Source organism: Candidatus Tisiphia endosymbiont of Nemotelus uliginosus, assembly GCF_964264755.1.
In the GTDB taxonomy this organism is placed as follows: domain Bacteria; phylum Pseudomonadota; class Alphaproteobacteria; order Rickettsiales; family Rickettsiaceae; genus Tisiphia.
The window spans coordinates 595545-621780 of sequence record NZ_OZ183481.1; the positions used below are offsets into that span (position 1 = coordinate 595545).

Here is a 26236-nt window from a genome sequence, read left to right on the forward strand (position 1 = left end):
ACTTAAGGTATTATATGTTTATCTTTCAATAATGAAATAAGGTCACCATTTTCATACATTTCACGTACTATATCACAGCCACCTATAAATTCCCCTTTTATATAAAGCTGTGGTATGGTAGGCCAATCACTGAAAGATTTGATATCCTCACGTAAGCTAAGACTGGTCAAAACATTAATATCACGAAATTCTATGCCAAGTTTTTTTAAGATAGAAACAACGGTAGCAGAAAAATTACATTGAGGAAAATTACTAGTGCCTTTCATAAACAACACAACATCATTATTAGCAATTTCATTTGTTATAAAATCAAAATTTTTATTCTCTAACATCTCCAAACCTGGTAAAAATTATAACTTCTTTTTACTCTTAAATGTTATATTATGCAAGATCAAATAGTAGATAAAATCTTTGAAATTTTAAGCCAGACTAATACTACTCCCCGAACAGAACTAAAATATATTAATAATTTTACTCTATTAATAGCTGTGGTATTATCCGCACAAGCAACTGATATTTCAGTTAATAAAGCAACAAGATTTTTGTTTGAAGAATATAATACACCGGAAAAAATATTAGAACTCGGTGAAGAAGGGTTAAAGAATTATATACGATCAATAGGTTTATTTATAACCAAAGCAAAAAATATTGTTGCACTTTCTCGTATTTTGATAGATAAGTATGACAGCAAGGTGCCAAATAATTTTGACGAGTTAATTAAATTACCAGGAGTTGGTAGAAAAACTGCTAATGTAGTATTGAATTGCTTATTTGGTAAGCCAACTGTGGCAGTTGATACGCATGTATTCAGAGTCTCTAAAAGATTGGGACTGGCAAGTAGTAATACTCCCAAAAAAGTGGAATTTGAATTAGTTGAAATTATCGATACAAAATGGTTACAACACGCTCATCATTGGTTAATATTACTTGGTAGGTATATCTGCAAAGCACGAATACCAAATTGTCCTGCTTGCCCAGTTAAAGAATGTTGTGAATATTATGCTAACAATTATTTGAAGTAGCAAATACTTAGTTTTAGTTAGATAAATTCGGGATAATTCTTTATTCTGAATATGTGTATGTAGTAGTTATGGAGAGGTGGCCGAGTGGTTTAAGGCGCTCGCCTGGAAAGCGTGTTCACGGTAACGTGTCAGGGGTTCGAATCCCCTCCTCTCCGCCATTACTTATCAGCCTTTCAGGATTTTATTACTCTTTTTAAGAATTTCATATGTGTACCATATGTGCTAATATTGAAATTTGACCTACAAAAAAATCTATTTTTCACCCTGTTGCAAGGGGGGAAATATGACAAAATCATTAATTTCTCCTAACGCTTCAGTTGAAAATCCTGATGTTATCTTTTATACCAAATCACTATCTAATTAACAAGATACTATCCAATTCCAAGCACATATAGATTTGACAATTGCAGGATTATTTTCATAATAATTACATGCTGTGATTAGTTGATTTTCTATAGCATTCATTGAATCAAAAGCTAGGTTATAAAAGAATTTTTCCCTCATATCATCCCATATATTTTCTTGTGGGTTTAATTGTGGGCTATATGGTGGCAAGTAAGCTAGTTTAATATTATTAGGTAATAATTCTTTATCGAGTTTATGTGCAGCAGCTCCATCGCATACTACTAAAAGAAAATTATCCTTATAACGCTTGCCATTTCTTGTAGCATTAACATCATCCAATCTTGGTTCATTAAAGGCAAAATAAGGAAACAACTAGCACCGTCAAATGGACAAATTGCCCCATAAGTATATTCACGAATAATTTGTTTCTTAAGTAAAGGCCTGATTCCAGCCGGAGCCCAGCAACGCCTTAATGAATCTATACGACCAAAACGTGCCTCATCTTGGAAGAATATCTTTAATTCCTTGCCTTCAGTTGCTGCTGATACTCTTGCTTCTTTAACCATATCAGGCCACTTTTTTTAAAAGTTTCTACCGCATCCTTCTTTTGTTTAGGATGGTATGGTCTTGGTGCAATTTTACGCCACCCATGCCTATGAAGCAGCCTATAAGCTGTGTAACGTGCTATTTTACTACCAACCGTTTCCTCAAAAATCTTATGCACCTTGCTAATTTCTACTATCCCACCATTAACGGCATTCTGTTCTATCTTTTTAAGCATCTCACGTTCTTGCTCTTGAGTTAGATAACTTCTGTATCTCCCACCTTTCTTCCTGCTACATAGTGCCTTTAAGCCTTTTTTCCGACATTGACTATGGGTTCTGTGAACATGACTTTCTGATAATCCTGTAACTTTAGCAATCAATGATGTCGGCATTTTTTCACTCACTCTTAGATAGATTGATTGATAACGTCTAAATTCTTCTTTAGTCTTTGCTTCATTCATTAATTGTTTCACTTCTTCTACATTAACTTCTAATACCTGATACCCTCTAGACATCTTAATTAACACTATACTATCTTAAATAACACACTATAGCATCTATATTATTAAATAGATAGTGATTTGGTATAAAATGTTTAGCTCCATTGGTTGGTATTGGTCATTACTTGAATACATCAAATATTATGCATAGACTTAGAGGGGGAATTGAACCAGTTGATCTTGCTAATAACCATCAACATGATGGTATGTCAGGTGATTTAGACCAAATGGCAAGATATGGTAGATCAGGACTAGCAAAAATGCCGATAGCTGAACTTGGTGGTTTAAAACAAGCAGTGGAACATTTTAACATGCGGTCAGTACCAGAGTTAAAAGATTTACCACAATTATCTGAATCTCTGGGAAAAATAGTATCACTTAAGGATATTGAAGGGTTAACCCTTGGCTTACCTAGTATGACTGCTGCTAGCGGTAAGAAATATAATTATGAGGTGTTATACGATAACGATTTTATCAAGAAACTCAAGAAAGTATCAAAGAAGCTTGGCGAGCCATATTTAAACCCAAACCCAAATATAAACCCAAACTCAACCCGTAACATGGTGACAGCTTATGGCTGATAATGATTTAAACAAAAAGATTGAATATTTTGACAATCTCAAGAGCAAGCGGGAGAAATGGCATCATATATGGGATGAGCTGAAGAAATATGTTTGTCCACAAACTGAGACTAATAAGGTAATATTTGATTCAACTTCTATCTGGTCAAGAGAGCAATTAGCATCAGGTTTACAAAGCTTGCTAGTAAATCCAGCAATGAACTGGTTTAACCTTACCATAGTTACTGAAAATGAAGAACAGCAAGAATATTTAACCACAGCTGAACGTAACATGTTAGCCCAAATGTTAGAAAAAACCTTAATGGATATATTCAACAATCCGGCTTCTAATTTTTATAATCAGATTCATCAGTTTTTTTTGAATTTATCAGCCTTTGGTACTGCAATATTCTATGTTGAAGAAGATTTGGAATTACCCCAAACTTTGTTCTTCCGTAATATTAATTTACAAGAATGTTATTTTGAAGAAGATAAGTTTGGTTTTGTTAAAACAATGTACAGACTCTTTAGCATGCCAATTAAAACCGCAGCAGCTAAATGGTCAGAGTTTGCCCCTTTCAAGGAAAGACTAGCCCGAAATCCTGATGAGATAGTAGAAATATTGCACATAGTTAGCCCGCAAGCTCAAAATCAGAAGAATAAAGCCAGAAAACCAACGGCAACACTTGAATATAATTCGGAATATATCTACTTAGCTGAGCAAAAAATTATTAGTCAATCAGGCTATTCTTATTTCCCGTTTTTTGTAACGCGGTGGGTAAAAGAAGAAGGTGAAGTATACGGCTATGCTCCGGCTCATCATGTGCTACCTGATATTAAACTACTCAATAGTTTAAGACAAATTACCCTAAAAGTAGCCCAGAAGCAGCTAGACCCACCATTATTAGTGCCAAAAGATGGATATTACTTACCCCTCTATACTACGCCAGGTAGTGTTAATTTCTACCGTAATGGTATGGCAGATAAAATAATACCGCTAACTGGTATGGAAAATATTCTACCTACTGAAATTGAACAAAATCAATGTCGCGATGCCATATACAAAGCATTCTATATCGATATATTCAGGATGCAAAAGGAAAATAAAGAAATGACTGCCACTGAGGTGCAAATTAGGACGGAAGAACAATACCGTTTAATGTCTCCAATGGTTGGTAGAATTGAGAGTGAGTTGTTAAATCCGTTAATTATGGCGATATATCAAACGCTGATCAAATATAATAGAGTGCCGATCTTAGAAGGAGCAAATAGCCCGCCCGAGATAGAGATTGAATATGTTTCACCATTATCCAGGGCCCAGAAAACATCAGCAATATCAAGCGTTGAGCAAGTATTAGGTTTCTTCCAAAGAAGTGGAATCAGTAACTTTTTTCCTGAGATTTATGATAATATCAACTGGGATGAATGTTTTAAACTATTTTTTGAGCTGCGAGGCTCCCCAAACTCAATCCTCAAGAATGAGCAAGAAGTATTACAAATAAGACAACAACGTAAGATGATGCAAATGCAACAATTACAACAGCAACAACAGATACAAGGGCAATGATCAAATGAAACTATCAATTAACTCATCATCCCCACCAAATTTACTAACAAAAGAGCAATTAAAATCAATTTATTTGAAGCTTTTTAGTGGAGAAGATGGTAAAATAATATTAGAGGATTTAGCTCAGATGAGCGGCATATATCGTAGCAATTTCGTTCGGCAAGAAAGTGATTACACTGCCTTTCTTGAAGGGCATCGAGCATTGTTCCTATATATATGCTCACAGGCTTCAGAAGATAATGGAGTTAATAATATTGATGGTGCTAAAATGAACCAGATAAATAAAGGCAACATTTAGTAATAATTAAGAGGTTATATTATATGTTTTTATCAAAATTTCTTGACCCTAAAAATGATTTTTGTTTTCGCCAAATTTTTGGTACTGAAAAGAATAAAGATATACTTGTTCATTTTTTAAATGATGTCCTAAAATTTGAAGGTAGTGACAAAATAACTAATGTGGTATTTTTACCAACTATCCAAGACCCTGATATTGCTATTTACAGAAAGTCTATTGTTGACGTATTATGCAAAGATCAACATGGTAATCAATTCATAGTAGAGATGCAGGTAAGTGAACATAAAGGATTTGAGAAAAGAGCTCAATATTATGCTGCTAAAGCATATTCTAAGCAAATACTCAAAGAAGATGAAAACCATAAAAAGTTGGCAGTATACGCTAAATTAAAAGGAGTAATATTTTTAGCAATAGCAGATTTTGTGATGTTTGACGATAAAAAACATTGGAAATCAAAACATTGTATTTTAGATACAAAGACCTATGCCAATGATTTAAAAGATTTTCATTTTGTTTTTTTAGAACTCGAGAAATTTAATAAAACTATTAATGAGCTGGAAACTATTGAAGAGAAGTGGATGTACTTTTTTAAGCATGCAGGGGATAGTACATTAACCTTAACAGATATAGAGCATTTAATAGGTAAGGATAAAATTATTAGGAGAGCCTTTGAGGCTGTAGACCAAGCTAGCTGGTCAGAAGCAGAACTTAATACTTATGAGGAAATAACTAAAGCCCGTCTTGATAATTTAGCGGTAGAGCAGCAAAAAATTGAAGATGCTGAAGCTAGAGGCGAAGCTAGAGGCGAAGCTAGAGGCGAAGCTAGAGGCGAAGCTAGAGGCGAAGCTAGAGGCGAAGAAAGAAAAGCTATAGCCATGGCAAAAAAAATGTTGGCTAAAAGAAAGCCAATAGATGAAATCATTGAATTTACCGGGCTAACCCTTGAAGAAATAGAACAGTCAAAAGAAGAATAAGCAGATGAGCAAAGAACTAATTGCCAATAACTATGAAACTAGCCCTACTTCCTCTGGTAATGACTGGCTAGCTAACATGCCTGAGGAAATACGTAAGTCTGAGTCACTTGGTAAATTCAAGGATGTCTCATCTTTAGCTCAGAGCTATTTAGAGGCAGAGAAGAGCTTAAATCAGCGAGTCGCTGTGCCAAAAGATGACAGCTCTGATGAAGAATGGCATAAATTCTATTGTCGGCTTGGATTGCCTGAAGATAAGAGATATACTGACAAACGATCCAAGGAAGATGAGGAGTATTTAGCTCGTTATGAGGACATGTTTTACCAAAGCGGATTATCTAAAAGGCAAGGTGAAAAGCTGCTTAATTCTTTGTATGGTTTTTCGCAGGATTTGCAGAAACAGCAACAAAGTGCTATCGAGCAAACACGTAACTCTCACATTGATTGGCTAAAAAATACTTATGGTAATGCCTTTGATAATAAAATGACAGTGATGCAGGCAGCCTTGTCTAAGTTTGGTAGTAAAGAACTGGCTGGATTAATTGAAGATTCGCATTATGCACCAGCTCTAGTAGATTTATTAGTACGAGTCGGTGAAACTTTAAAATCCGACTCGTTAGTAACTGGTAAAGAGCTGCCTACAATTAATAATCGGGATGGGGCATTAGCAGAGATAGAAAAACTTGAATCTGATCCTGAGTTTGTGGTAAAATTAAGGAGTAAAGACCATACGGGACATGAGCAAGCTGTTAAGCGTAGGGAACAATTATATAAAATCGCTTATGATAAAAAACAATAGACTTCCTGCATAAGTCAATCTAGTTGGTGATTTTGTCGTCGAAACTCGCCTCCTAAAAATCCCTCAACTATCTTTGGCTTATGTAGGGAAGTCTAATAAAAAATAACGTAACCAACCAATCATTAAAGTTATGATGTAGGTGACAACTCATTTAAGGCTGCAACTTCGCAATAACCTAATCATAAAAGAGCCACTAATAGCATAATACTCTTCTGCTTTGAAGAATTGGCTTCGTAAAACTACGGGGAATTCGTGTACTCACGTACTAAATGTCACACTACTGGACAAAAATGCTAAGTTGATTGCAAATCATATAATTAAAGCAATTTTATAATAACTGAATCAAGAGAATATTTAAAACAACTATAAGATTGTTTAATTAATTTTATTCCTAATTGAAGTACGGAATAAGCCCTGCACCCTAATGTTTTCTTCATTTTAACTGGTTGTTTTAGTTCTTCAATTGACCCTATTTTTATAGCTATCGCATAAGATATAAATATGCATTTAATAAAACTTTCAAATCTCACTTTGTCCTTTATATGGCTATCCTCCATTCGAAACCCATTACTCTTGCATCCTTTAAATGCCGTCTCGATATCCCATCTTCGTCGATATATTTTAGCCCCATTGCTCATATTTCTACTATATACTACCGATAAATATTCTCCACTCTCTAATTTGATATGATCTAATTTTATTGGTATAGAATAAAACTGTGTTTCTAGATTTAGTATTTTGCTCTTTTGAAGATTAACAACTTTAATCCATTCTCCTTCCTTATTCATTATTCTATTTGTTTTTCTAATCCTTAAAGCATAATTAATAGATTTACTGTTTAAATAAGTTATTAATTTTTCATTATCAAACTCTCTATCTCCAGTAATTACATCTATTCTAGCTACCCCAAATTTTTCGATAAATTTTTCAACTACTTCAACTTGATCATCAGTAGTACATGTACCTCTGTAAGGAATTATTTTATAGATTAACGGCATAGCAATTTTATCATAGGATACTGATAATACTAATATATTTCTAATCTCTTTTCCTAACTCCCAAGTAGTCCTATCTAATGATAATATGACTTTACCTTCAGGAAGAAGAGGGGTCATAAATTTGTAATAGTCATCAATATTAATAAAATCTTTTTCTAAAAATCTATATACAGATTTTATTTTTGAATCTAACAAAGCATTTCCTTCTATTTCCTCTGCCATATTTTTTTTACTACCTCGACATAAAATTAACGATTTTATTATGCCTTTAAATGTATTAGATCTTGAATTTATCATCTTAAAATGATTAAATAATAACTTGGCTAGCAACATAGAATACCTAAGATTTTTTATGTATCCTATCTAAAATATTCTATTTGCTAGCCTTTTCAACCCTTCCTACATTTTTGTCCAGTAGTGTGATAAGTAATAGGCGAGCGACGAGTGACAACGTCCCCAACTTCTCATCAATTGACTATACATCAAAACTCTTTGGGCATTTTAAATCCACGCCATTGCTAAGGATAACAAACATTATCCGGTTAAAATCTTCTAGGACTAGCTATAGATGGAAATGCAAATCATATTTTTTGAATATGATTATTCAATTGTTAATTATTTCCAGGCAATTCTGATTTTATTAAAAATAAGTAATAGACATTTAAAAATTATTATTATACTCTTAATAATAATATTAAAATATTCATGTGAATTATTAATAATAGTATGAAGATTTTTATATAAATTAACTGGATTGGTGGGCATAAAATATATAGTAAACCAAAATCGGATAATTATTTAAAGTGTTGTTAATCCAATGACATTCAATTTACAAGTGGAGTGATTCAGTAAAAATTAGGGCAAATTATACTATTATCAACAAAGCCATTCAATATATGGGGGTTATATATGAGTTTAAGAATAAGCATATTATTCAATATTGGGTTAACACAACTAGTATTAATCAGTACATGTAAAGGCGAAGGGGGTATTTCACCACATACAAAATTTGGTGAATCTAAATCATCACCGAAAATTCTTACTAATAGCAATATTGTAAATACTAATACATCATTTCCTGATGAAGAATTTGATTTAGAAAACATTCAACCACTTACAGGTTTGGGTAAATCTAAATCATCATCGGAAATTCTTACTAGTAGCAATATTATAAATACTAATGCATCATTTCCTAATAGAAAAACTGACTCAGAAAATATTCCACCATTTAAAGGTTTCGGTAAATCTAAATCATCATCGGGAATTCTTACTAGTAGCAATATTGTAAATACTAATGCATCGTTTCTTAATAGAAAAACTGACTCAAAACATATTCTCTCTAAAGAGAACACTCCACCACTTAAAGATTCTGATAAATCTAACTCATCATCGGAAATTCTTGCTAGTAGCAATAATACTAATGCATCATTTACTGATGAAGAATTTGATTTAGAAAACATTCAACCACTTACAGGTTTGGGTAAATCTAAATCATCATCGGAAATTCTTACTAGTAGCAATATTATAAATACTAATGCATCATTTCCTAATAGAAAAACTGACTCAGAAAATATTCCACCATTTAAAGGTTTCGGTAAATCTAAATCATCATCGGGAATTCTTACTAGTAGCAATATTGTAAATACTAATGCATCGTTTCTTAATAGAAAAACTGACTCAAAACATATTCTCTCTAAAGAGAACACTCCACCACTTAAAGATTCTGATAAATCTAACTCATCATCGGAAATTCTTGCTAGTAGCAATAATACTAATACATCATTTACTGATGAAGAATTTGATTTAGAAAACATTCAACCACTTACAGGTTTGGGTAAATCTAAATCATCATCGGAAATTCTTACTAGTAGCAATATTATAAATACTAATGCATCATTTCCTAATAGAAAAACTGACTCAGAAAATATTCCACCATTTAAAGGTTTCGGTAAATCTAAATCATCATTGGGAATTTTTACTAGTAGCAATATTGTAAATACTAATACATCGTTTCTTAATAGAAAAACTGACTCAAAACATATTCTCTCTAAAGAGAACACTCCACCACTTAAAGATTCTGATAAATCTAACTCATCATCGGAAATTCTTGCTAGTAGCAATAATACTAATGCATCATTTACTGATGAAGAATTTGATTTAGAAAACATTCAACCACTTACAGGTTTGGGTAAATCTAAATCATCATCGGAAATTCTTACTAGTAGCAATATTATAAATACTAATGCATCATTTCCTAATAGAAAAACTGACTCAGAAAATATTCCACCATTTAAAGGTTTCAGTAAATCTAAATCATCATCGGGAATTCTTACTAGTAGCAATATTGTAAATACTAATGCATCGTTTCTTAATAGAAAAACTGACTCAAAACATATTCTCTCTAAAGAGAACACTCCACCACTTAAAGATTCTGATAAATCTAACTCATCATCGGAAATTCTTGCTAGTAGCAATAATACTAATGCATCATTTACTGATGAAGAATTTGATTTAGAAAACATTCAACCACTTACAGGTTTGGGTAAATCTAAATCATCATCGGAAATTCTTACTAGTAGCAATATTATAAATACTAATGCATCATTTCCTAATAGAAAAACTGACTCAGAAAATATTCCACCATTTAAAGGTTTCGGTAAATCTAAATCATCATCGGGAATTCTTACTAGTAGCAATATTGTAAATACTAATGCATCGTTTCTTAATAGAAAAACTGACTCAAAACATATTCTCTCTAAAGAGAACACTCCACCACTTAAAGATTCTGATAAATCTAACTCATCATCGGACATTCTTGCTAGTAGCAATATTATAAATACTAATGCATCATTTACTGATAAAGAAATTGATTTAGAAAACATTCTCTCTAAAGAGAATACTCCACCACTTACAGGTTTCGGTATTTCAAATCGAAATCAATCTAGATATTTTGCATTTGGAGCAGATGAGAATAGAAGCCCGTCATTATTAACCCAAGAATCTAAGGAATCAACGCCAGAGTTACCTACAATTGCTCGACGGAAAGTGTATAGAGTAAGACTTCCATCTCAAAAAGGGAATCAATCATTAGAAGAAAAAAAGCAAATGGAAATAATAGCACAGAATCCCAACACAATGGTAAGTGAATCATCAAAAGAGGATGTATTAGGTACTGTTGCAGCAACATCTAGTACAGAAGTAAAACCATGGGATGCAACTAGTCCATTGCCCTCACATCAAAGTAGTGGCACTAATCTTGGTGGTTCTCCAACTACTAGCCTTGCTAAATACGCTACATCAACACCTGCTGAAGTTTCAGCAAATCTCGTACTATCACCTTCTAATAATTCTAAATCAGATACATTTAGAGATTATAGAGATGGTCGTGATCCTGTCCTTAAATCTCCTATTAAGGATATAACGAGTACTTCTAATAAACAAAACAATCCATCTAATATAAGTAGAGCATTAAAACCATTATTCGATAATAATGGCTTAAAGAATACAGATTTACTGAGTACAGATAATCAGCTTCAAAAAATACAACCTTGCGAGGATGAAGAACAAGGATTAATTTCTGAATTCAAAAATCTTAGTATTACTAATTTTCCTGACTTAGAAGCATCAAGCTCAGGGACAACCCAACTGACATTGCCAACAACAGCAATGATGCCCAATACCACCAATCACCGGAATAAATTGAAGAAATTAAAGCAAAGGCATAAAGATAATGAGTTTAAACAAGCAATGAAAAAACAAGAACAAAGGAAGAAAGAAGAAGCTAAAATAACAGCAGATAAGAAGCAGTTGTTGGATATGGTAAAACAAATGAATAAGGAGAGGAGACAGCAGGCACGAGCTGAGCAAAATAATAGAGCAATTGAGCAACAGGCTATTGTTCAGCTGACAGCCCAACAGCTATTAACTCCTGAAACTAATAAAGTTCCTGATGTTGCATTGGTTCAAAACAATATTGAACCAACCATAGTGCCAGATGAAAATGGAGGAGAATGGCAAGAAGTATTAAGTAAAAGGCAAAAGAGACTTAACAAGAAGAATATTGCTAAATCAATAGAGGTACATACAGAGTTAGTAGTGAAGCAAAATAATGGAATAATTGATCAACAGTCTATTGTTCCTAAGACATTTACCCAACAACCATTAACTCTTGAAACTAATAAAATTCCTGATTATGCATTTGCTCAAGACAAAATTGAACAAAGCATAGTGTCAGATGAAAATGGAGGAGAGTGGCAAGAAGTATTAAGTAAAAGGCAAAAGAGACTTAACAAGAAGAATATTGCTAAATCAATAGAGGTACATACAGAGTTAGTAGTGAAGCAAAATAATGGAATAATTGATCAACAGTCTATTGTTCCTAAGACATTTACCCAACAACCATTAACTCTTGAAACTAATAAAATTCCTGATTATGCATTTGCTCAAGACAAAATTGAACAAAGCATAGTGTCAGATGAAAATGGAGGAGAGTGGCAAGAAGTATTAAGTAAAAGGCAAAAGAGACTCAACAAGAAGAATATTGCTAAATCATTAGCAGTACAGCCGGAACCGCCACCAATCCAGCCGGAACCGCCACCAATCCAGCCGGAACCGCCACCAATCCAGCCGGAACCGCCACCAATCCAGCCGGAACCGCCACCAATCCAGCCGGAACCGCCACCAATCCAGCCGGAACCGCCACCAATCCAGCCGGAACCGCCACCAATCCAGCCGGAACCGCCACCAATCCAGCCGGAACCGCCACCAATCCAGCCGGAACCGCCACCAATCCAGCCGGAACCGCCACCAATCCAGCCGGAACCGCCACCAATCCAGCCGGAACCGCCACCAATCCAGCCGGAACCGCCACCAATCCAGCCGGAACCGCCACCAATCCAGCCGGAACCGCCACCAATCCAGCCGGAACCGCCACCAATCCAGCCGGAACCGCCACCAATCCAGCCGGAACCGCCACCAATCCAGCCGGAACCGCCACCAATCCAGCCGGAACCGCCACCAATCCAGCCGGAACCGCCACCAATCCAGCCGGAACCGCCACCAATCCAGCCGAAACCACCAGCAATCCAGCCGAAACCACCAGCAATCCAGCCGAAACCACCAGCAATCCAGCCGAAACCACCAGAAACAAATTTAGATTTAGAAGGGGAAGAAGACTATGGACTTACTCTACTTTTTAAGGAGGAAGAATCTGCAACATCGCAAACGTTAAGCTCAGTATTAGTGCCAACATCAACGTCAACTTCAACACTATCTTCAGAATTAAGAGCAAATTCTTTAGCTAATTCATCAAGTACACGGTCAAATTCAACACTAGAAAACTCAGACTCAAATTCAGACTCAGAACTTGACAACAACCAAGACTCAAAATCAGAAACACCATCAACGTCAACTTCAACACTATCTTCAGAATTAAGAGCAAATTCTTTAGCTAATTCATCAAGTACACGGTCAAATTCAACACTAGAAAACTCAGACTCAAATTCAAAATCAGAACTTAACAACAACAAAGACTCAGATCAAAATTCAGAATTAAAAGAAAAAGAAGAGCAAAAACCAAATTCAAAATCAGAACTTAACAACAACAAAGACTCAGATCAAAATTCAGAATTAAAAGAAAAAGAAGAGCAAAAACCAAATTCAAAATCAGAACTTGACAACAACCAAGACTCAAAATCAGAAACACCATCGAGTCCAGTATTAAAGCCAAATATATCAGCTGACAACGATATTGCCTCCCGCAATAACAGTGATGCATTAATATTGCAAGAACAGGTAAAAGCATTAGAACAACAAACAGTAGAGGTACAAAAACAAGTAACTTCAGCAACAATAAATTCAGTAGCATCAGTTTTTGATTTTATAGAACAGTCTGTTCAATCAAGATTCCACCAACTTGATCTTGCAGCTCTTGCTTCTGGTGATGAAGATAATATTGTGTCTAAAAATGTCTGGGTTAGTGGTACGATTGGTGTGGCTAAGTATGAGGGGGGTAACATATTAAGTAGATATACCGGCAGAACTAGGGCTGCAACTATTGGGGGTGATATAGAACTGCAAGGTGGTAGCATTATAGGAGGAGCTTATAACTATGTCATTTCTAACTTTAAATACAAAAATCGTACTGACAAAGTTGCTGCCCACGCCCATGTAATATCTATATATGGTCAAACTAATTTGTCTGATAAATTAATACTACAAGGTGTTTTTTCCTTTGCCCTTGGTAATGTTTCTGCAAAAATACCAGTGCAAAAACAGATGGCTAAGGCTAAATTTGATAATACTTCATATAGTAGTAAGATAGTAGTTGCTCACAAGTCACAATTTGGTAAAGTACTAATTACCCCAAATATTGGGTTAAAGCATGGAGGATACAATATTGCTGGATATAATGAAAGATTTGAAGCACAGAGTCTATCGGTCGCTGCTACTAATGACAGAAGAGCTTCTGGAATTATAGGATTTGAAGCAGTTATACCAATAAAGATTAGTGATACTACCCAGGTAATTCCTGGATTGCACATGGAAGGTGAAAGATTTTTGCATAATAAGCAACAGAAGGTTCGTATGCAGATAACGTCAGGTTCCAACAAAAGAGAAGAAGTATTGCTACTTGAAAAACCGGCTAAATATAACTACAAAGTTGGTGGGACTATTACTATAAAACGTGGAGTGACAGAAATTATGGTAGTATATGATTATTTAGCTTCTAATAATAAATACTCTAGCCATCAAGGTTCGATAAAATTGAGAGTATCGTTTTAACCTGGGCTAGTAGGGGGAGGAGCAGCCATCATGTTGTAAATCTAGCAAAGTGAAACTTCAGTGGGTTACCCAATGCATCAACGAGGGAATGAATTTTAGTACTAAAGCCAGAAGTGGATGTCAATGGCGTCTTTTACCATCTTCTTAACGGTGGGTTATTTCTAATACATAATGTATATTACCATCATTATGTAGGTCAGCTTCTTTAACTATTTTATAACTTAATTGATACTTTAAGCATAATTGTTGTATTCGGTCAATGCTTCTCATTGATGAAGTAATAAATATTCTACCTTTATGTGACAGTAACTTAAACCCTTTTAACATAATAGCTGTTATGAGTTTATTATCAACATCATAAAAAGTATGGCTAATTGCTCTTCTTTCAGGTGGTATAGTTTTAAATTCATCCTTTGATAAATTATCCCAAGGAGCCCCTGAAACAATTATATCTATCTTACCTACAAAATTTGGCAATAAAGGAGATACCCCCTCTCCTTTAAATAAATACACATTTTTTGTAATACCATTAAGTATCAAATTATCTGTAGCACATTGTATCGCATACTTACTGATATCACTTCCAATAATTGTATCGGCACCATTTTTTGCAGCTATTATACCTAAAGCAAAGCATCCAGCTCCTATATCTGCAACCACCTTACTTTGTACTAAATTGTTATCTATTAAAAACTCTGCAAACATTTCAGTCAACTTTCCAGGAGGATAAACATTAACATTCTTGATAATAAAATTATTGTTAAGAACCTTTACCTGATATGGTACCTCTTTATCAATTATACTTGATATATATTTCTCTGCCTCTGGATTTATTTGTGCCATAGATTTCGTACTTAATAACAATAAAACTTTAAATAGTCTATCATCTTTTTAACTTCCTTCTATGACACATTTAGAGTTTCTTTACAATATCAGCAAGTTTTGGATTATAAGGGATCGTTCAGGTACAACAGTTTTTACATTATAGTAACATTTTTACAGGTGTTTATAATTAACACCTTGATGCTTTTAGGTTATAGAGAATAGACCTATCCAATTTACAGAATGAAAAGCATTTACTAATCCTCTAGAATTAAGAATAAACATAAAACAACAAATTGAATATCTAAAGTGTAGATTACTACAATTGGCATAGATATTGCAAAAAGAATTCTGCAAATTTACCTATGTATAAGAAGTCTCCTCTATAATATTTATACTTTTATTTGAGTACCGTGATATTGTTACAAGCAAAAAATTTATTATTTCAATTTTCTACATTATTTTTTCTTGCTATCATTAAGCCAAACTATCAGTATATGTATAATATAAAGTATGAAGAACGGGGGAGAAATGATAGAGTCCCAGCAAGAACACAGGAGTTTAACTAGGAAACAGAAGGAAGCTATTGGTCTACTATCCATAGGCACCTTTTTAGAGTATTTTGATCTAATGCTCTATGTTCATATGGCGGTACTTCTTAATGAGCTTTTTTTTCCAAAAGCTGATCCTTACACTTCAGCTATTTATTCTGCAACAGCATTTTGTGCTACTTTTGTTTTTAGACCAATTGGAGCATTAATTATTGGCTGGATTGGTGATAATATTGGTCGTAAAGCAACAGTAATTATCACCACTTCTATGATGGCTATTTCCTGTATTATTATGGCTAATCTACCAACTTATGCTCAGATAGGTATTACTGCTACCTGGATAATGACTATATGTCGTATTGCACAAGGTATGTCTTCGATGGGAGAAATAATGGGGGCACAACTTTACCTAACTGAAATTACTAAACCACCTGTACAATATCCAGTTGTAGCATTAATAGATGCTTTTGGTGCTATAGGTAGTGCTACCGCTTTAGGTATTGCATCTATTGTTACCTCTTTTGAGTTAAATTGGCGAATAGCATTTTGGATAGGAGCAGCAATTGCTTTAATAGGAGTGATAGCTAGGACTGCACTTAGAGAAACACCAGAATTTGCTGATGCAAAACGACGAGTTAAAAAAATATTGGAAAATACTGATATGAACAAAAAAATATTAGAAGACGATCCAATTTGGCAAGATAAACCTGACAAAAAAACAATTTTTGCTTTGTTTTTAATAGATTGTAGTTGGCCTTTAACTTTTTATTTTGCTTTCATTCATTGTGGAAATATTCTTAAAAATCAATTTGGTTATAAACCGGAAGAAGTAATTAATCACAATTTTCTAGTATCAATTGGTACAATTATTTATATGTTATTTATAACATATTTAAGTTATAGAATATATCCACTAAAAATACTAAAAGTAAAAATAATTATTATGCTTATTTTTATCCCCTTTTGTCCATATCTATTGGATTATGGAATAACAACACCGTTTTATTTGATGTTATTCCAACTATTTATTTTGGTATTTGGGCCCTCTAAAACACCAGCGTTTCCGATTATCTTTAGGAACTTTCCGATCTTTAAAAGATTTACTTATAGTAACTTTTCATATGCCTTGTCACGTGCAATTATATACATAATTACCTCTTTCGGCATTGTTTACTTTATAAAATATTTTGGTAATGGGGGAGTATGGATTATGATGATTCCAATATATGTTGGATATAGTTATGGATTGTCTCATTTTGAACAGTTGGAAAAAAAAGCTGGTAATTATCCTTAAAGATCATTTCTTGGTTCTGTAACAGATAGTGTTTGACAGGTAAATTTTGATAACATAATTCAGTTATTCTTTTTTCTATTTTTAACACTCCATCTATTTGATCTTCAAGATAGATACTAAGAGTTATAAATCTTTTAAGAGTTTCTTCGACAATTTTTTTTCTTTTCTCAGAAGATTTAGAGCCTATAGTTTGCATATTATGAAGCCGATCAAATATCTTAATAACCAAAATATCACTTTTCTTCTGTCTATACAAGGTTTCTACTATTTCAGCAGAACTAATTTTGTGTTCACCTTTAATTCGGGTTAGGTCTTCTACTTGACTAGCAACCTGATCACCAAAAATACTAGTTATCATAGTTTGTGTAAGTTCCTTATCCTCGATAGTATCGTGTAGTAATGACGTAACAATCATATCAGTTCTAAAATATTTTAAAATTCCTAATGCTGTATGTTCAGCAACCATGTATGCTACTTCTATAGGGTGAGAGTAATATGGCTCGCCGGATTGTCGCATCTGTGTGCCATGATATTTTTTGGCGTAATATATACCTTTTTTAACCTCCTCAATATCTATTGGTTGCTTTACTTGTTTGTTTAGTAAAATTAATTTACTGAGTAACCTTTCAGCATATTTACAAGATTCAAACTTTGATTGCCAGTTATGAATATCTTCCATTAGATACACATTATTTTTAATTATGAAGTAGACTATAACTAAAAATAAAAATATTTCCAATATATTATCTTCTAAAGATAAATATTTTCTAACCTTGTTGTAGGATAAGCAGTATCCATTACTGAGTTCCACTTTCCTCAATAGTCTTCGGTTAAGAAAATCCAATGATTAACCAAGCCTGGATATATGACTGCATTCGATTTTCTTTTCATCTCCAGTCCTCCTTTTTTTGCTAGAGAATTCTATTAAGCCTAGTAGTATTAGGTTCTGTTGACAAAATTTTTAACGTAACCATATTAAAGCTCCAACAAAATTTAGAAAGGCTAAAAATGTGGCTGGGGCTTTATCAAACCTAGAAAATATACGCCTAAAATGTTTGATTTTAGGGGAGTAGACGTAATAGTCACCTATTACGCCCCTCGTTAGAACCACATCGTGCCCTATTAAGGCAATGGGCTCAAGATATTACCATTTACATAGTCTGCACCTTAATACATGATATGATATATTTTTACCTTTGGCAAAGGATGGCGTGCAATAAAGAGTGTAAATTGTTCCCAGTTAAATGATTTCTTCTGACTGCGTCTATTAAGCCATTTGAACATTATATTAACCGCCTTCCATATGAATCCCTTTACTGCCTTGCCATTGTGTGATACTCCATAATATTGGATGTCCTCTAATACCAAATCACCATCAATTTAGCATGATATTATCAAATTCCAGGTAGTAATTGATTTTACGATCGATGGGTTATTTTCGTAATGATTGTAAGCATCAATCAAGATAGAATCTACTCCATTCATTGAGTTGAAAACAACGTTGTAAAAAAATTTCTCCCTCATATCATCCCATATATTCTCTTGAGGGTTCAACTGCGGACTATATGGTAGTAGAAATGTTAATTGCATATTGCTTGGTAATGCTTCCTTGCTTATCTTATGGGCAGATGCACCATCGCAAACTACTAGAAGATAGTTATTAGGATATCTTTCTGATAGTTCCTTGAGCATTAACATCATCCAATCCTTATTCAACCTTGGCAAAACAAGAAAGCAGCTGTCCCCATCAAATGGGCATACAGCACCATATGCATATGTATATTCTCTTACTACTTGTTTTTTGAGTAACGGTCTTATTCCCATTGGAACCCAGCATTTTCGAAGATTATCTATGCGTCCGAACCTAGCATCATCTTGAAAAAATACTTTAAGCTCTTTATTTTGTTTCACTGCTTCTAATCTTGCACCTTTGACCAAAATTGACCAGTTTTTTTAAAAGTTTCCACTGCATCAGCCTTTTGGTTAGGGTGATACGGTCTTGGCACAATTTTACGCCATCCATGTCTGTGAAGCAGTCTATAAGCCGTGAATCTTGCTACCTTGCACCCGACTTTTTCTTCAAACAGCTTATGCACCTTGCCTATTTCTACTACACCTCCTTTTATAGCAGTCTTTTCGATCGTGTTAAGCATTTGTCTTTCTTCTTCTATTGTAAGATAGCTTCTATTCCTACCTCCTTTTTTAGCACTTGCAAGGCTAGTAATACCTTTATTGCGAGCAAAGCTATGGATACTATGTATATGGCTTATTGAGAAACATGTAATTTTAGCTATTAGATGGGCAGACATTTTATCGCTTACCCTTAGGTATAAAGCTTGGTAACGCCTGAATTCATCTTTGCTATTACTATTATTCATCAGAACTCTTACTTCTTCTGGATTTATTTCTAGTTTTTGATATCCTCTTGCCATTGTTGTACACTCTCATTTGTTAGAGTTTTTTTATATCATATATACTACTCTATTGATAGTGATTTAGTATAAGTCTATTATGCTCTCAACCTCATTTTCATAGAGATACTTAGAAAGTTCTCTCACTGCATCATGACATCCTATCCCTGTCCTGAAACCGTAAGAACATTTGAGGAATAATGGCTCATAGATGTTTTCAAGTACCTTCTTCATCATCTTCTGGCAAAGCTTATCTTCAAAATTGCTAATCCCTAAAGTCCTATACTTACCTGGGCTTCCCTCCTTTGGTATCTTTACCTCTAGTATATTCCCTGGTTTGTATACCATGTTCTTTAGTTTCTTAACCAACTCTCCGATATTTTCTGTAAGGTTTAAGCTATAGTTTGATTTGTTCATATACTACTCATAAATGAAGGGTTGCAAAGATAGGAGAGATATTATAGAGTATATGACATTATGAGTAAGAATGTATTGACAGAAGACCAAAGAAAAAAGTTGAAGGAACGTCATAAAACAGAACGAGAAGGAAGGATACGTGATCGTATTAAGGCAGTTTTGATGTATGACGATGGGTATAGTAATGTAGAGATTGCTAAGGTACTACTCCTGAGCCACGAAGCGATAAGAAAACATATTGTTGATTATCAAAAAGCCAATAAGCTTTATACCAACAACGGAGGTAGCACAAGCAAATTAAATGATGTTGAGCAGGCAGAATTAGTGAATCACCTAGAAGCAAATAATTATGTTTATGCTAAAGATATCATGCATCACATTGAGAACAAATATGGTGTGACATATACGATAACGGGAGTAACAAAATTACTATACAAACTGGGTTTTGTTTACAAGAAGCCGAAAGTAGTACCAGCTAAGCTGGATTTTGACAAGCAAGAATTATTTAAGTTAAACTACAGTTTACTAAAAGGGAATCTCAGAGATAAGGAAGCCATATATTTTATGGACGGTGTTCATCCTCGGTATCAAGCAAAGGCAAGGTGCGGTTGGATAAGAAAGAACCAAGATAAGACCTTACCAACATTCAGTGGCTGGAGAAGAAAGCACATGATTGGTGCTATTAACCTAGTTAATTTACAGTTAGTAAGCACAGAGAACCCCAAAATAAATGGGGAGCAGATAGTTAATTTCCTACAGAGATTGGAAGAGGAGAATAGTGACAAGGAAAAAATATATTTAATCTGTGATAATGCTAGTTACCACAAATCCAAGAAAGTGAAAGAATATCTAGCAAATAGTAAGATAGAGATGGTATTTTTACCGCCATACAGTCCAAATCTTAACCCAATTGAGAGATTATGGAAGTTTATGCACAGTATTACAACTACTAATAAATTTTATCATAATTTTGAACAATTTTCGGAAGCAATAAACAAATTTTTTAGCAACATCGCCGATTATAAATATAGGTTACGTACCTTAATAAATGATAACTTCCAAACTATTACTGTTAACCATTTCTGCAACTCTTCAGGTTAATTGAGTATATATTAAATAGTTTAAAGATTCACCACATCAATCTGATATTCTAGTGCCACTTCCTTGCCGCAAAAAGCCATAGCAATTTTGATAATTTTCTGAACATGAGAGTGTTCTTTTATTTTAGTCTCATATTTTTTTCTCATGATTTGATCTAGCCCATCTTTGGCAACAGATTCTAAAATATCAGGAGATTTACATATTTTATATTCAATAATAATAGCATTGTCACCTTTACCTATCTTGGGTAGTAGCACAATGTCCGCCCTACCGCTACCGGTTTCTCTTTCACTGTCTATTATATAGCCAAGAGATAACGTGTTAATTAAACCTAGCATAAAGCCACTATAAAATAGCTCGGCTTTTTTCTCGCCAGTTTGATGAAAACTAGTAGCGTTTAGTAATAATTCTTGCAGCCTTTCTTTAAATTCTTCTATTTTACCTGCCGGCAGCAAACTAGCAAATGAATAATATAAAGAACTATCCATTTGTAACTTGTTGCTCACCCACTGCAATAATCTTGCATTATATATGTGTTTTACCTCTTTATTAGGAGCAGATAATTGATAAATATCCTCTTCTGACTCGATTACCATTGGGTTTAAATAACCACTAAATAACAATAGACTAAATAGCCCTGACCGTGTGTTAATATCACTGAAACTAATTTGTCTGGTAATAGGGGAGATAATATTTTTGCCACTAGCGAGTAGCTGAATATCTTGTTGTATCTCATCTGATAGTAATGCTTTATCAACAAGACCAGTTCCCCCACTATCAAGCCAATAATGGTCAAGCTTGCCTTTATGAGCTAAACATTGCATAATCGACCATGGATTATAGATGATTTCTCCGCCAAAATTATAACCATTATACCAAGCTTTAATTTGTTCAGGATTAGTTGCTGTTGGTACTTTGGTTAATAACTCATCAACTTCTGCTTGAGTAAAACCATAGAACTTAGAATATTTTTCATCAAGCAAGCTATATTCACTAACATTATTCAAATCCGAAAATAAATTAGCTTTAGCAACCCTTAATATGCCGGTTATTACCCCTTTTTCTAAATAAGGATTAGTTTTTAAACTACTGCCAAACATCCCGCGGAATATTTCAAGTACCTGTTCAAACTCTTCTGGTTTGTTACCAAACTTAATGTATGAACTATTGATCGGCGTATCATATTCATCGATTAATATGTAAACTTTTTGACCAAAATGTTTGTACAGCACTTCGCTCAAAACCCGTAAACTATCTTTTAAGTCATTTCTCTCAAGTTTCCCATCAAAATATCTCCTTAGTTTTTCTTTTTGGGCATTATTTAATAGTCCTGTATCTTCTGTTACATGATGATTTAAGTAATGATGACTTGCAAATAATTCTATAATTTGATCCTTTATACCTAGTTCTATTTCTTGATAACTACTACCTTTTACATCTTTAAGATTGAGCAAAATCACCGGAAATTGACCTTGGTACTCAGATATTACATCTGGGTACTGAGCTATTTTCAACTTCTTAAGTAACTTTTTTCTACCTGTTGCTAGTCCTAAATCTACTTCACCCCCGATAAATAGCTTGTTATTTACTCTATCTTCTGTAGGGAAAGGAACACCATTTTGATCCACCTCTATCTCAAAAAATTTCTGGAGCATGTTCATATTCAAGCTCTTACCCCAACGTCTTGGTCTGGTGATTAGGATAACCTTACCATTGTCCTCTAGTAATTCTTGAATCATTAGACTTTTATCAACAAATACATCACTATTAACAACCAAGTCATAGAACTCATCCGTACCTACTAGCATTCTTGGCGGCTTATTTTTACCTTGAATGGTACTAATATCTTTAACTGTTGTATTAAGATCAGAAAGTTTAAAGGTCATATTATTATATTATATTTGAGAATTACTATAAATATTTGCTTTAAGAAAGTGTAGCATAAATAAGCTAACAGCACCAGCAATTATCTTTTTGACAAATATCTTAAGTATCTATTGTTGATGGGTTTTGTTTTGGATATAATTAAAGGAACAATAACGCGGCTTTTAAATTGTTATTGAATAATTGGGTGATTTAATTATGAGCGAAGAACTTCTGCAACGAGATTTAATCAAGAATCCTGAAAAAATAGGGACTTGGAATTTTTATAATATTGGTTCAACAACTATTAGTGCTTTAAAAAAATATGATATAATAAGAAGTATAGACTATGGGAATGTATCAAACAAGAGAGTTGATGCCATTATCACCAAACAAAAAGAAGTTATTGCTATTGTGGAATTTAAATCACCTGAACATTTTAATACCAAGGATAAAAAAAATAATGCCATTCTGCAAGAAATTGAGGTTGCCAAAAAACTAAAAACAAAATTAATTATTGCAACTGATACCAAAGAGACGGTATGGTTTAATGTTGCTACTGGTAATACCGTGAAAACCGAAGAAGCTAATGATTTTAAATATCCTTTTGATTCTAAAGATATAAACTTACCAAAAGTTATCAATGAAATAATACAATCAATAAATGAGAAAAATGATAGAATTTTACCAAAAGAACTAGTCAATCCAACAGATTTAGCAAAACAAATATGGCAAGATGTTTGGAGTGTTAGCGGTGCAACCCCTGATAATTGCTTATACACATTTGTTGAATTATTTATATTCAAATATTTAAGTGATTTAAAAATATTGCAAGGTACTTATAATTTTTACACTTTACTTGGGATGTATGAAGAAGGCAATGAAACTAATACAGTTTTACAACATTATGCAAATATTATCAGACCACAAATAAAAGAGCTGTTTCCTGAAAATGCTTTAGACAAGACCACCATAATAAATGGTAGCATATTTATCAGCAAAGAACAAAAAGCTGTTGATGGTTACGGAATAGTCTTTAAAAAAGTTCTACAAAAATTTAAAAATTATGGAAAACTTGAACATATTGACCATGATTTTAAAAGTAAGTTATTCGAGAGTTTTTTAAAAGAAAGTATCAGTAAAAAGAATTGGGGGCAATTCTTTACTCCGATTAAAGTTGTCCGTGCTATCAATGAAATGGCAGAAGGTGAACTAAAAGAAGGAATGACTATTTGTGATCCAGCCTGTGGAGTGGGGAAATTTCCATTAGAATTTATAAAGAACGATCTTGATAAGCTCTTTAAAGTTGAAAACAATAAAATAATACAAAAAGTTAAAATAGTTGGTTTTGATAAGGGTTTTGATAAAGATGAGCAGAAAACCATCATTTTAGCAAAAGCCAATATGCTTATTTATTTTTGTGAACTGATAAAAGATAATATTGGATTAACTAGGGAATTTGCCAAAATATTTAATGAGAGTTTTGTTTTAAAAACAAACTCGATACTTGGTACGCTTTCAGAAGCAGAAGAAGAAAAATATGACTTAATTTTAACAAACCCACCTTATGTAACAAGTGGTAGTAGTAATTTAAAAGAAGAGATAGCTAAAAATACTACGTTAAAAAATTATTATAAGATAAATGCCATGGGTATTGAGGGGCTTTTCATGGAGTGGATTATAAAAGCTCTTAAGAAAGGTGGTAAGGCTTTTATAGTTATTCCTGATGGAATTTTTAATAGACAGAACGATAAAAATTTAAGGCAATATATTTTAGATAGTTGCTATATTGATGCAATTATTTCTTTGCCATTAAAGACATTTTTTACAACGACCAAAAAGACTTATATTTTAGCGATTACAAAAAAATTCGATATTTCTGATATTCAGACTGATCCAGTATTCACCTATTTAGTTAGTGAAATTGGTGAAAGCAGAGATGTAAATAGATTTGATATTGAGCAAGATGACTTAAAAGAAGCTGTTAATTTGTATAACGCTTTTAAGGGTAATAAGAAGTATTTTGCAAATCTTAATCATGATAAGAGATGTAAGATAGTTTTGATAAATGAATTTGACAGTGGTAAAAATTGGTCTGTAGAAAGATGGTGGAGTAAAGAAGAAAAAATTGAGTTAGCTATTGGAGAAACAGACCAAATGGTTTCAATTAGTGAATTTAGCGATATAATTAGGGATTTAGGAATGATCTGTAATGAATTTAGTAAATCATTGCAAGATAGCGTTCTTTATAAATTTGATAATGAAATCGGACGTTGCCAAAGTATCAAAATAGAGGATATTTTTAATATAAAAAAGGGAATAGCAAAATACACTAAGACTTATATTAAAGAACATGAAGGTTCGTATCCTGTCTACTCAGCAAACACCAAACAAGATGGTGTTTTAGGTTATATAAATCATTTTGATCATGAGGTGGAATCTATCCAGATTACTACTAATGGATATGCTGGCACAGTTTTTTATAGGTCAAAACATAAATTTAGCATAAATGGAGATGCAAGATTGTATATTCCAAAATGTGATAATCTTGATTGTTTATATCTATCGTTTGAATTACAAAAAGCATTAGATAAAAATAACTTTAATTGGGAATATAAGCCAACCATAGAAAGAACAAGAAATATTGAAGTCAAAATTCCAATTACTACAGCAGGTGAATTTGATTTACCAAAACAACAGGAGATAGCAAAAAAATATCGTAAAATCGAAGAAATAAAGCAAACAGTTGAGGAATACAAATATAAAATAGATAAACTTGTTATCAAAATTGATAGAGAAACCAAATATTGCCAAAGTATCAAAATAGAGGATATTTTTGATTTATCACAAAAAACGAATAACAGTAAATTTACAAAATCCTTTATTGAGAAAAATAAAGGCAATATTCCTGTGTATAGTGCTTCAAAAGATGAAAATGCTATTGATTATGGTTATATTAAAGATAATCTAAAAGGGGTGAAATATTTTGAAGATTGTTTAACTTGGAATATTGATGGTTCAGTTGGTAAAATCTTTTTGAGATTCAATAGATTTTCTCTGTCCGAAAAAGTTATACCTTTAATTTTACGAGATAAATTTAAAGGTTGTGATAAACTATACTTAAAATATACCATAGAGAATGAATTGACTGCTAAAAATTTTGGGTTTGCAAATAAAGCAGGAAAAAGCAAAATTAAAAATATTGAAGTCAAAATTCCAATTACTACGACAGGTGAATTTGATTTACCAAAACAACAGGAGATAGCAGGAGAATATCGTAAAATCGAAGAAATAAAGACTAATATAAAAAGAGAACTTGAAAAAATAGAAAATATAAAAGTTGATGTTGGTTTATCCTTGTAGAAGTCAAGATTTGATCTTACAGACAC

22 protein-coding genes, 1 tRNA gene and 1 pseudogene are annotated in these 26236 nt (G+C 33.2%); 12 read left to right on the top strand and 12 right to left on the bottom strand.

Going from position 1 to position 26236, the window contains the following annotated elements:
• Positions 1–2: 2 nt before the first annotated feature.
• On the bottom strand, positions 3–332 hold the full coding sequence (gene grxD / locus ACFELW_RS03085; RefSeq protein ID WP_341758924.1) for a Grx4 family monothiol glutaredoxin: 330 nt from the start codon (positions 330–332) through the stop codon (positions 3–5).
• Between the two features lie 51 nt (positions 333–383).
• Between grxD and nth the strand changes: the two genes are divergently transcribed.
• Positions 384–1022, top strand: coding sequence for an endonuclease III (gene nth / locus ACFELW_RS03090; protein ID WP_341758925.1), 639 nt, complete (start codon positions 384–386; stop codon positions 1020–1022).
• A gap of 70 nt (positions 1023–1092) precedes the next feature.
• Positions 1093–1180 (top strand) — tRNA-Ser (locus ACFELW_RS03095).
• Between the two features lie 202 nt (positions 1181–1382).
• Here the strand turns inward: ACFELW_RS03095 and ACFELW_RS03100 are convergent.
• Genes ACFELW_RS03100 through ACFELW_RS03110 form a run of 3 tightly spaced genes read right to left on the bottom strand, consistent with a single transcriptional unit; the run spans position 1383 to position 2439 of the window.
• Positions 1383–1706 (bottom strand): transposase, encoded by a 324-nt coding sequence (locus ACFELW_RS03100; RefSeq protein WP_375330396.1) that lies wholly within the window; start codon positions 1704–1706, stop codon positions 1383–1385.
• Positions 1649–1933: a hypothetical protein gene (locus tag ACFELW_RS03105; RefSeq protein WP_375330397.1), complete on the bottom strand. Its 285-nt coding sequence runs from the start codon at positions 1931–1933 to the stop codon at positions 1649–1651. Before ACFELW_RS03105 ends, ACFELW_RS03100 begins: the two co-directional genes overlap by 58 nt.
• Positions 1885–2439: a helix-turn-helix domain-containing protein gene (locus ACFELW_RS03110; protein ID WP_375330398.1), complete on the bottom strand. Its 555-nt coding sequence runs from the start codon at positions 2437–2439 to the stop codon at positions 1885–1887. Before ACFELW_RS03110 ends, ACFELW_RS03105 begins: the two co-directional genes overlap by 49 nt.
• A gap of 116 nt (positions 2440–2555) precedes the next feature.
• Here ACFELW_RS03110 and ACFELW_RS03115 point away from each other — a divergent pair, with 116 nt between their 5' ends.
• From ACFELW_RS03115 to ACFELW_RS03135, 5 genes are read left to right on the top strand one after another with little or no spacing between them, the layout of a single operon-like run.
• On the top strand, positions 2556–2993 hold the full coding sequence (locus ACFELW_RS03115; protein WP_375330399.1) for a hypothetical protein: 438 nt from the start codon (positions 2556–2558) through the stop codon (positions 2991–2993).
• Complete coding sequence (locus ACFELW_RS03120; RefSeq protein WP_375330400.1) at positions 2986–4539, top strand: portal protein; 1554 nt, start codon at positions 2986–2988, stop codon at positions 4537–4539. The genes ACFELW_RS03115 and ACFELW_RS03120 overlap by 8 nt, the downstream gene beginning before the upstream one ends.
• Before the next feature lie 4 nt (positions 4540–4543).
• Positions 4544–4837, top strand: a complete 294-nt coding sequence (locus ACFELW_RS03125; protein ID WP_375330401.1) for a hypothetical protein — start codon at positions 4544–4546, stop codon at positions 4835–4837.
• Between the two features lie 23 nt (positions 4838–4860).
• Entirely contained in the window at positions 4861–5811 is a 951-nt protein-coding gene (locus ACFELW_RS03130) for an Rpn family recombination-promoting nuclease/putative transposase (protein ID WP_375330402.1), read from the top strand.
• Between the two features lie 4 nt (positions 5812–5815).
• On the top strand, positions 5816–6607 hold the full coding sequence (locus ACFELW_RS03135; RefSeq protein WP_375330403.1) for a hypothetical protein: 792 nt from the start codon (positions 5816–5818) through the stop codon (positions 6605–6607).
• A gap of 317 nt (positions 6608–6924) precedes the next feature.
• Here ACFELW_RS03135 and ACFELW_RS03140 read toward each other — a convergent pair whose 3' ends face one another.
• Entirely contained in the window at positions 6925–7938 is a 1014-nt protein-coding gene (locus ACFELW_RS03140) for an IS4 family transposase (protein ID WP_375330404.1), read from the bottom strand.
• 74 nt (positions 7939–8012) lie between these two features.
• Between ACFELW_RS03140 and ACFELW_RS03145 the strand changes: the two genes are divergently transcribed.
• Both ACFELW_RS03145 and ACFELW_RS03150 read left to right on the top strand, forming a co-directional pair.
• Positions 8013–8240 (top strand): hypothetical protein, encoded by a 228-nt coding sequence (locus tag ACFELW_RS03145; protein ID WP_375330405.1) that lies wholly within the window; start codon positions 8013–8015, stop codon positions 8238–8240.
• A gap of 274 nt (positions 8241–8514) precedes the next feature.
• Complete coding sequence (locus ACFELW_RS03150) at positions 8515–14388, top strand: autotransporter domain-containing protein (protein ID WP_375330406.1); 5874 nt, start codon at positions 8515–8517, stop codon at positions 14386–14388.
• A 144-nt stretch (positions 14389–14532) separates the two neighbouring features.
• Here ACFELW_RS03150 and ACFELW_RS03155 read toward each other — a convergent pair whose 3' ends face one another.
• Positions 14533–15231: a 50S ribosomal protein L11 methyltransferase gene (locus tag ACFELW_RS03155; protein ID WP_375330407.1), complete on the bottom strand. Its 699-nt coding sequence runs from the start codon at positions 15229–15231 to the stop codon at positions 14533–14535.
• A 510-nt stretch (positions 15232–15741) separates the two neighbouring features.
• Here ACFELW_RS03155 and ACFELW_RS03160 point away from each other — a divergent pair.
• A complete protein-coding gene (locus ACFELW_RS03160) occupies positions 15742–17055 on the top strand; it encodes an MFS transporter (protein ID WP_375330408.1) in 1314 nt (437 codons plus the stop codon).
• Here ACFELW_RS03160 and ACFELW_RS03165 read toward each other — a convergent pair.
• The 5 genes and pseudogenes from ACFELW_RS03165 to ACFELW_RS03185 form a co-directional block, all read right to left on the bottom strand.
• Positions 16970–17734 (bottom strand): HD domain-containing protein, encoded by a 765-nt coding sequence (locus tag ACFELW_RS03165; protein WP_375330409.1) that lies wholly within the window; start codon positions 17732–17734, stop codon positions 16970–16972. The two genes, ACFELW_RS03160 and ACFELW_RS03165, sit on opposite strands and share 86 nt — an antisense overlap.
• Before the next feature lie 282 nt (positions 17735–18016).
• Positions 18017–18118 (bottom strand): annotated as a pseudogene (locus ACFELW_RS03170) (IS5/IS1182 family transposase); the annotation flags it as partial.
• Between the two features lie 317 nt (positions 18119–18435).
• Positions 18436–18966 carry an IS630 family transposase gene (locus tag ACFELW_RS03175; RefSeq protein ID WP_375330410.1) on the bottom strand — a complete coding sequence of 177 codons (531 nt, stop codon included), beginning with the start codon at positions 18964–18966 and terminating at the stop codon, positions 18436–18438.
• Positions 18967–18971: 5 nt separating this feature from the next.
• On the bottom strand, positions 18972–19487 hold the full coding sequence (locus ACFELW_RS03180; protein ID WP_375330411.1) for a winged helix-turn-helix domain-containing protein: 516 nt from the start codon (positions 19485–19487) through the stop codon (positions 18972–18974).
• Positions 19488–19550: 63 nt separating this feature from the next.
• Entirely contained in the window at positions 19551–19883 is a 333-nt protein-coding gene (locus ACFELW_RS03185) for a reverse transcriptase domain-containing protein (RefSeq protein ID WP_375330412.1), read from the bottom strand.
• A 60-nt stretch (positions 19884–19943) separates the two neighbouring features.
• Here ACFELW_RS03185 and ACFELW_RS03190 point away from each other — a divergent pair, with 60 nt between their 5' ends.
• A complete protein-coding gene (locus ACFELW_RS03190; RefSeq protein WP_375330413.1) occupies positions 19944–20984 on the top strand; it encodes an IS630 family transposase in 1041 nt (346 codons plus the stop codon).
• 20 nt (positions 20985–21004) lie between these two features.
• Here the strand turns inward: ACFELW_RS03190 and ACFELW_RS03195 are convergent, their stop codons facing one another.
• On the bottom strand, positions 21005–22870 hold the full coding sequence (locus ACFELW_RS03195; protein WP_375330414.1) for an AAA family ATPase: 1866 nt from the start codon (positions 22868–22870) through the stop codon (positions 21005–21007).
• Between the two features lie 196 nt (positions 22871–23066).
• On the opposite strand from ACFELW_RS03195, the gene ACFELW_RS03200 reads away from it, so the two are divergent.
• Positions 23067–26210, top strand: coding sequence for an N-6 DNA methylase (locus ACFELW_RS03200; RefSeq protein ID WP_375330415.1), 3144 nt, complete (start codon positions 23067–23069; stop codon positions 26208–26210).
• Positions 26211–26236 lie beyond the last annotated feature (26 nt).

Bases quoted from the DNA above. Each gene is read 5' to 3' on its own strand.
- ACFELW_RS03130 (WP_375330402.1), top strand. From the start codon at position 4,861: ATGTTTTTATCAAAATTTCTTGACCCTAAAAATGATTTTTGTTTTCGC.
- ACFELW_RS03160 (WP_375330408.1), top strand. From the start codon at position 15,742: ATGATAGAGTCCCAGCAAGAACACAGGAGTTTAACTAGGAAACAGAAG.
- ACFELW_RS03195 (WP_375330414.1), bottom strand. From the start codon at position 22,870: ATGACCTTTAAACTTTCTGATCTTAATACAACAGTTAAAGATATTAGT.
- ACFELW_RS03115 (WP_375330399.1), top strand. From the start codon at position 2,556: ATGCATAGACTTAGAGGGGGAATTGAACCAGTTGATCTTGCTAATAAC.
- ACFELW_RS03135 (WP_375330403.1), top strand. From the start codon at position 5,816: ATGAGCAAAGAACTAATTGCCAATAACTATGAAACTAGCCCTACTTCC.
- ACFELW_RS03165 (WP_375330409.1), bottom strand. From the start codon at position 17,734: ATGGAAGATATTCATAACTGGCAATCAAAGTTTGAATCTTGTAAATAT.
- ACFELW_RS03200 (WP_375330415.1), top strand. From the start codon at position 23,067: ATGAGCGAAGAACTTCTGCAACGAGATTTAATCAAGAATCCTGAAAAA.
- ACFELW_RS03180 (WP_375330411.1), bottom strand. From the start codon at position 19,487: ATGGCAAGAGGATATCAAAAACTAGAAATAAATCCAGAAGAAGTAAGA.
- ACFELW_RS03120 (WP_375330400.1), top strand. From the start codon at position 2,986: ATGGCTGATAATGATTTAAACAAAAAGATTGAATATTTTGACAATCTC.
- nth (WP_341758925.1), top strand. From the start codon at position 384: ATGCAAGATCAAATAGTAGATAAAATCTTTGAAATTTTAAGCCAGACT.
- grxD (WP_341758924.1), bottom strand. From the start codon at position 332: ATGTTAGAGAATAAAAATTTTGATTTTATAACAAATGAAATTGCTAAT.
- ACFELW_RS03155 (WP_375330407.1), bottom strand. From the start codon at position 15,231: ATGGCACAAATAAATCCAGAGGCAGAGAAATATATATCAAGTATAATT.
- ACFELW_RS03150 (WP_375330406.1), top strand. From the start codon at position 8,515: ATGAGTTTAAGAATAAGCATATTATTCAATATTGGGTTAACACAACTA.
- ACFELW_RS03105 (WP_375330397.1), bottom strand. From the start codon at position 1,933: ATGGTTAAAGAAGCAAGAGTATCAGCAGCAACTGAAGGCAAGGAATTA.
- ACFELW_RS03185 (WP_375330412.1), bottom strand. From the start codon at position 19,883: ATGAACAAATCAAACTATAGCTTAAACCTTACAGAAAATATCGGAGAG.
- ACFELW_RS03125 (WP_375330401.1), top strand. From the start codon at position 4,544: ATGAAACTATCAATTAACTCATCATCCCCACCAAATTTACTAACAAAA.
- ACFELW_RS03140 (WP_375330404.1), bottom strand. From the start codon at position 7,938: ATGTTGCTAGCCAAGTTATTATTTAATCATTTTAAGATGATAAATTCA.
- ACFELW_RS03190 (WP_375330413.1), top strand. From the start codon at position 19,944: ATGAGTAAGAATGTATTGACAGAAGACCAAAGAAAAAAGTTGAAGGAA.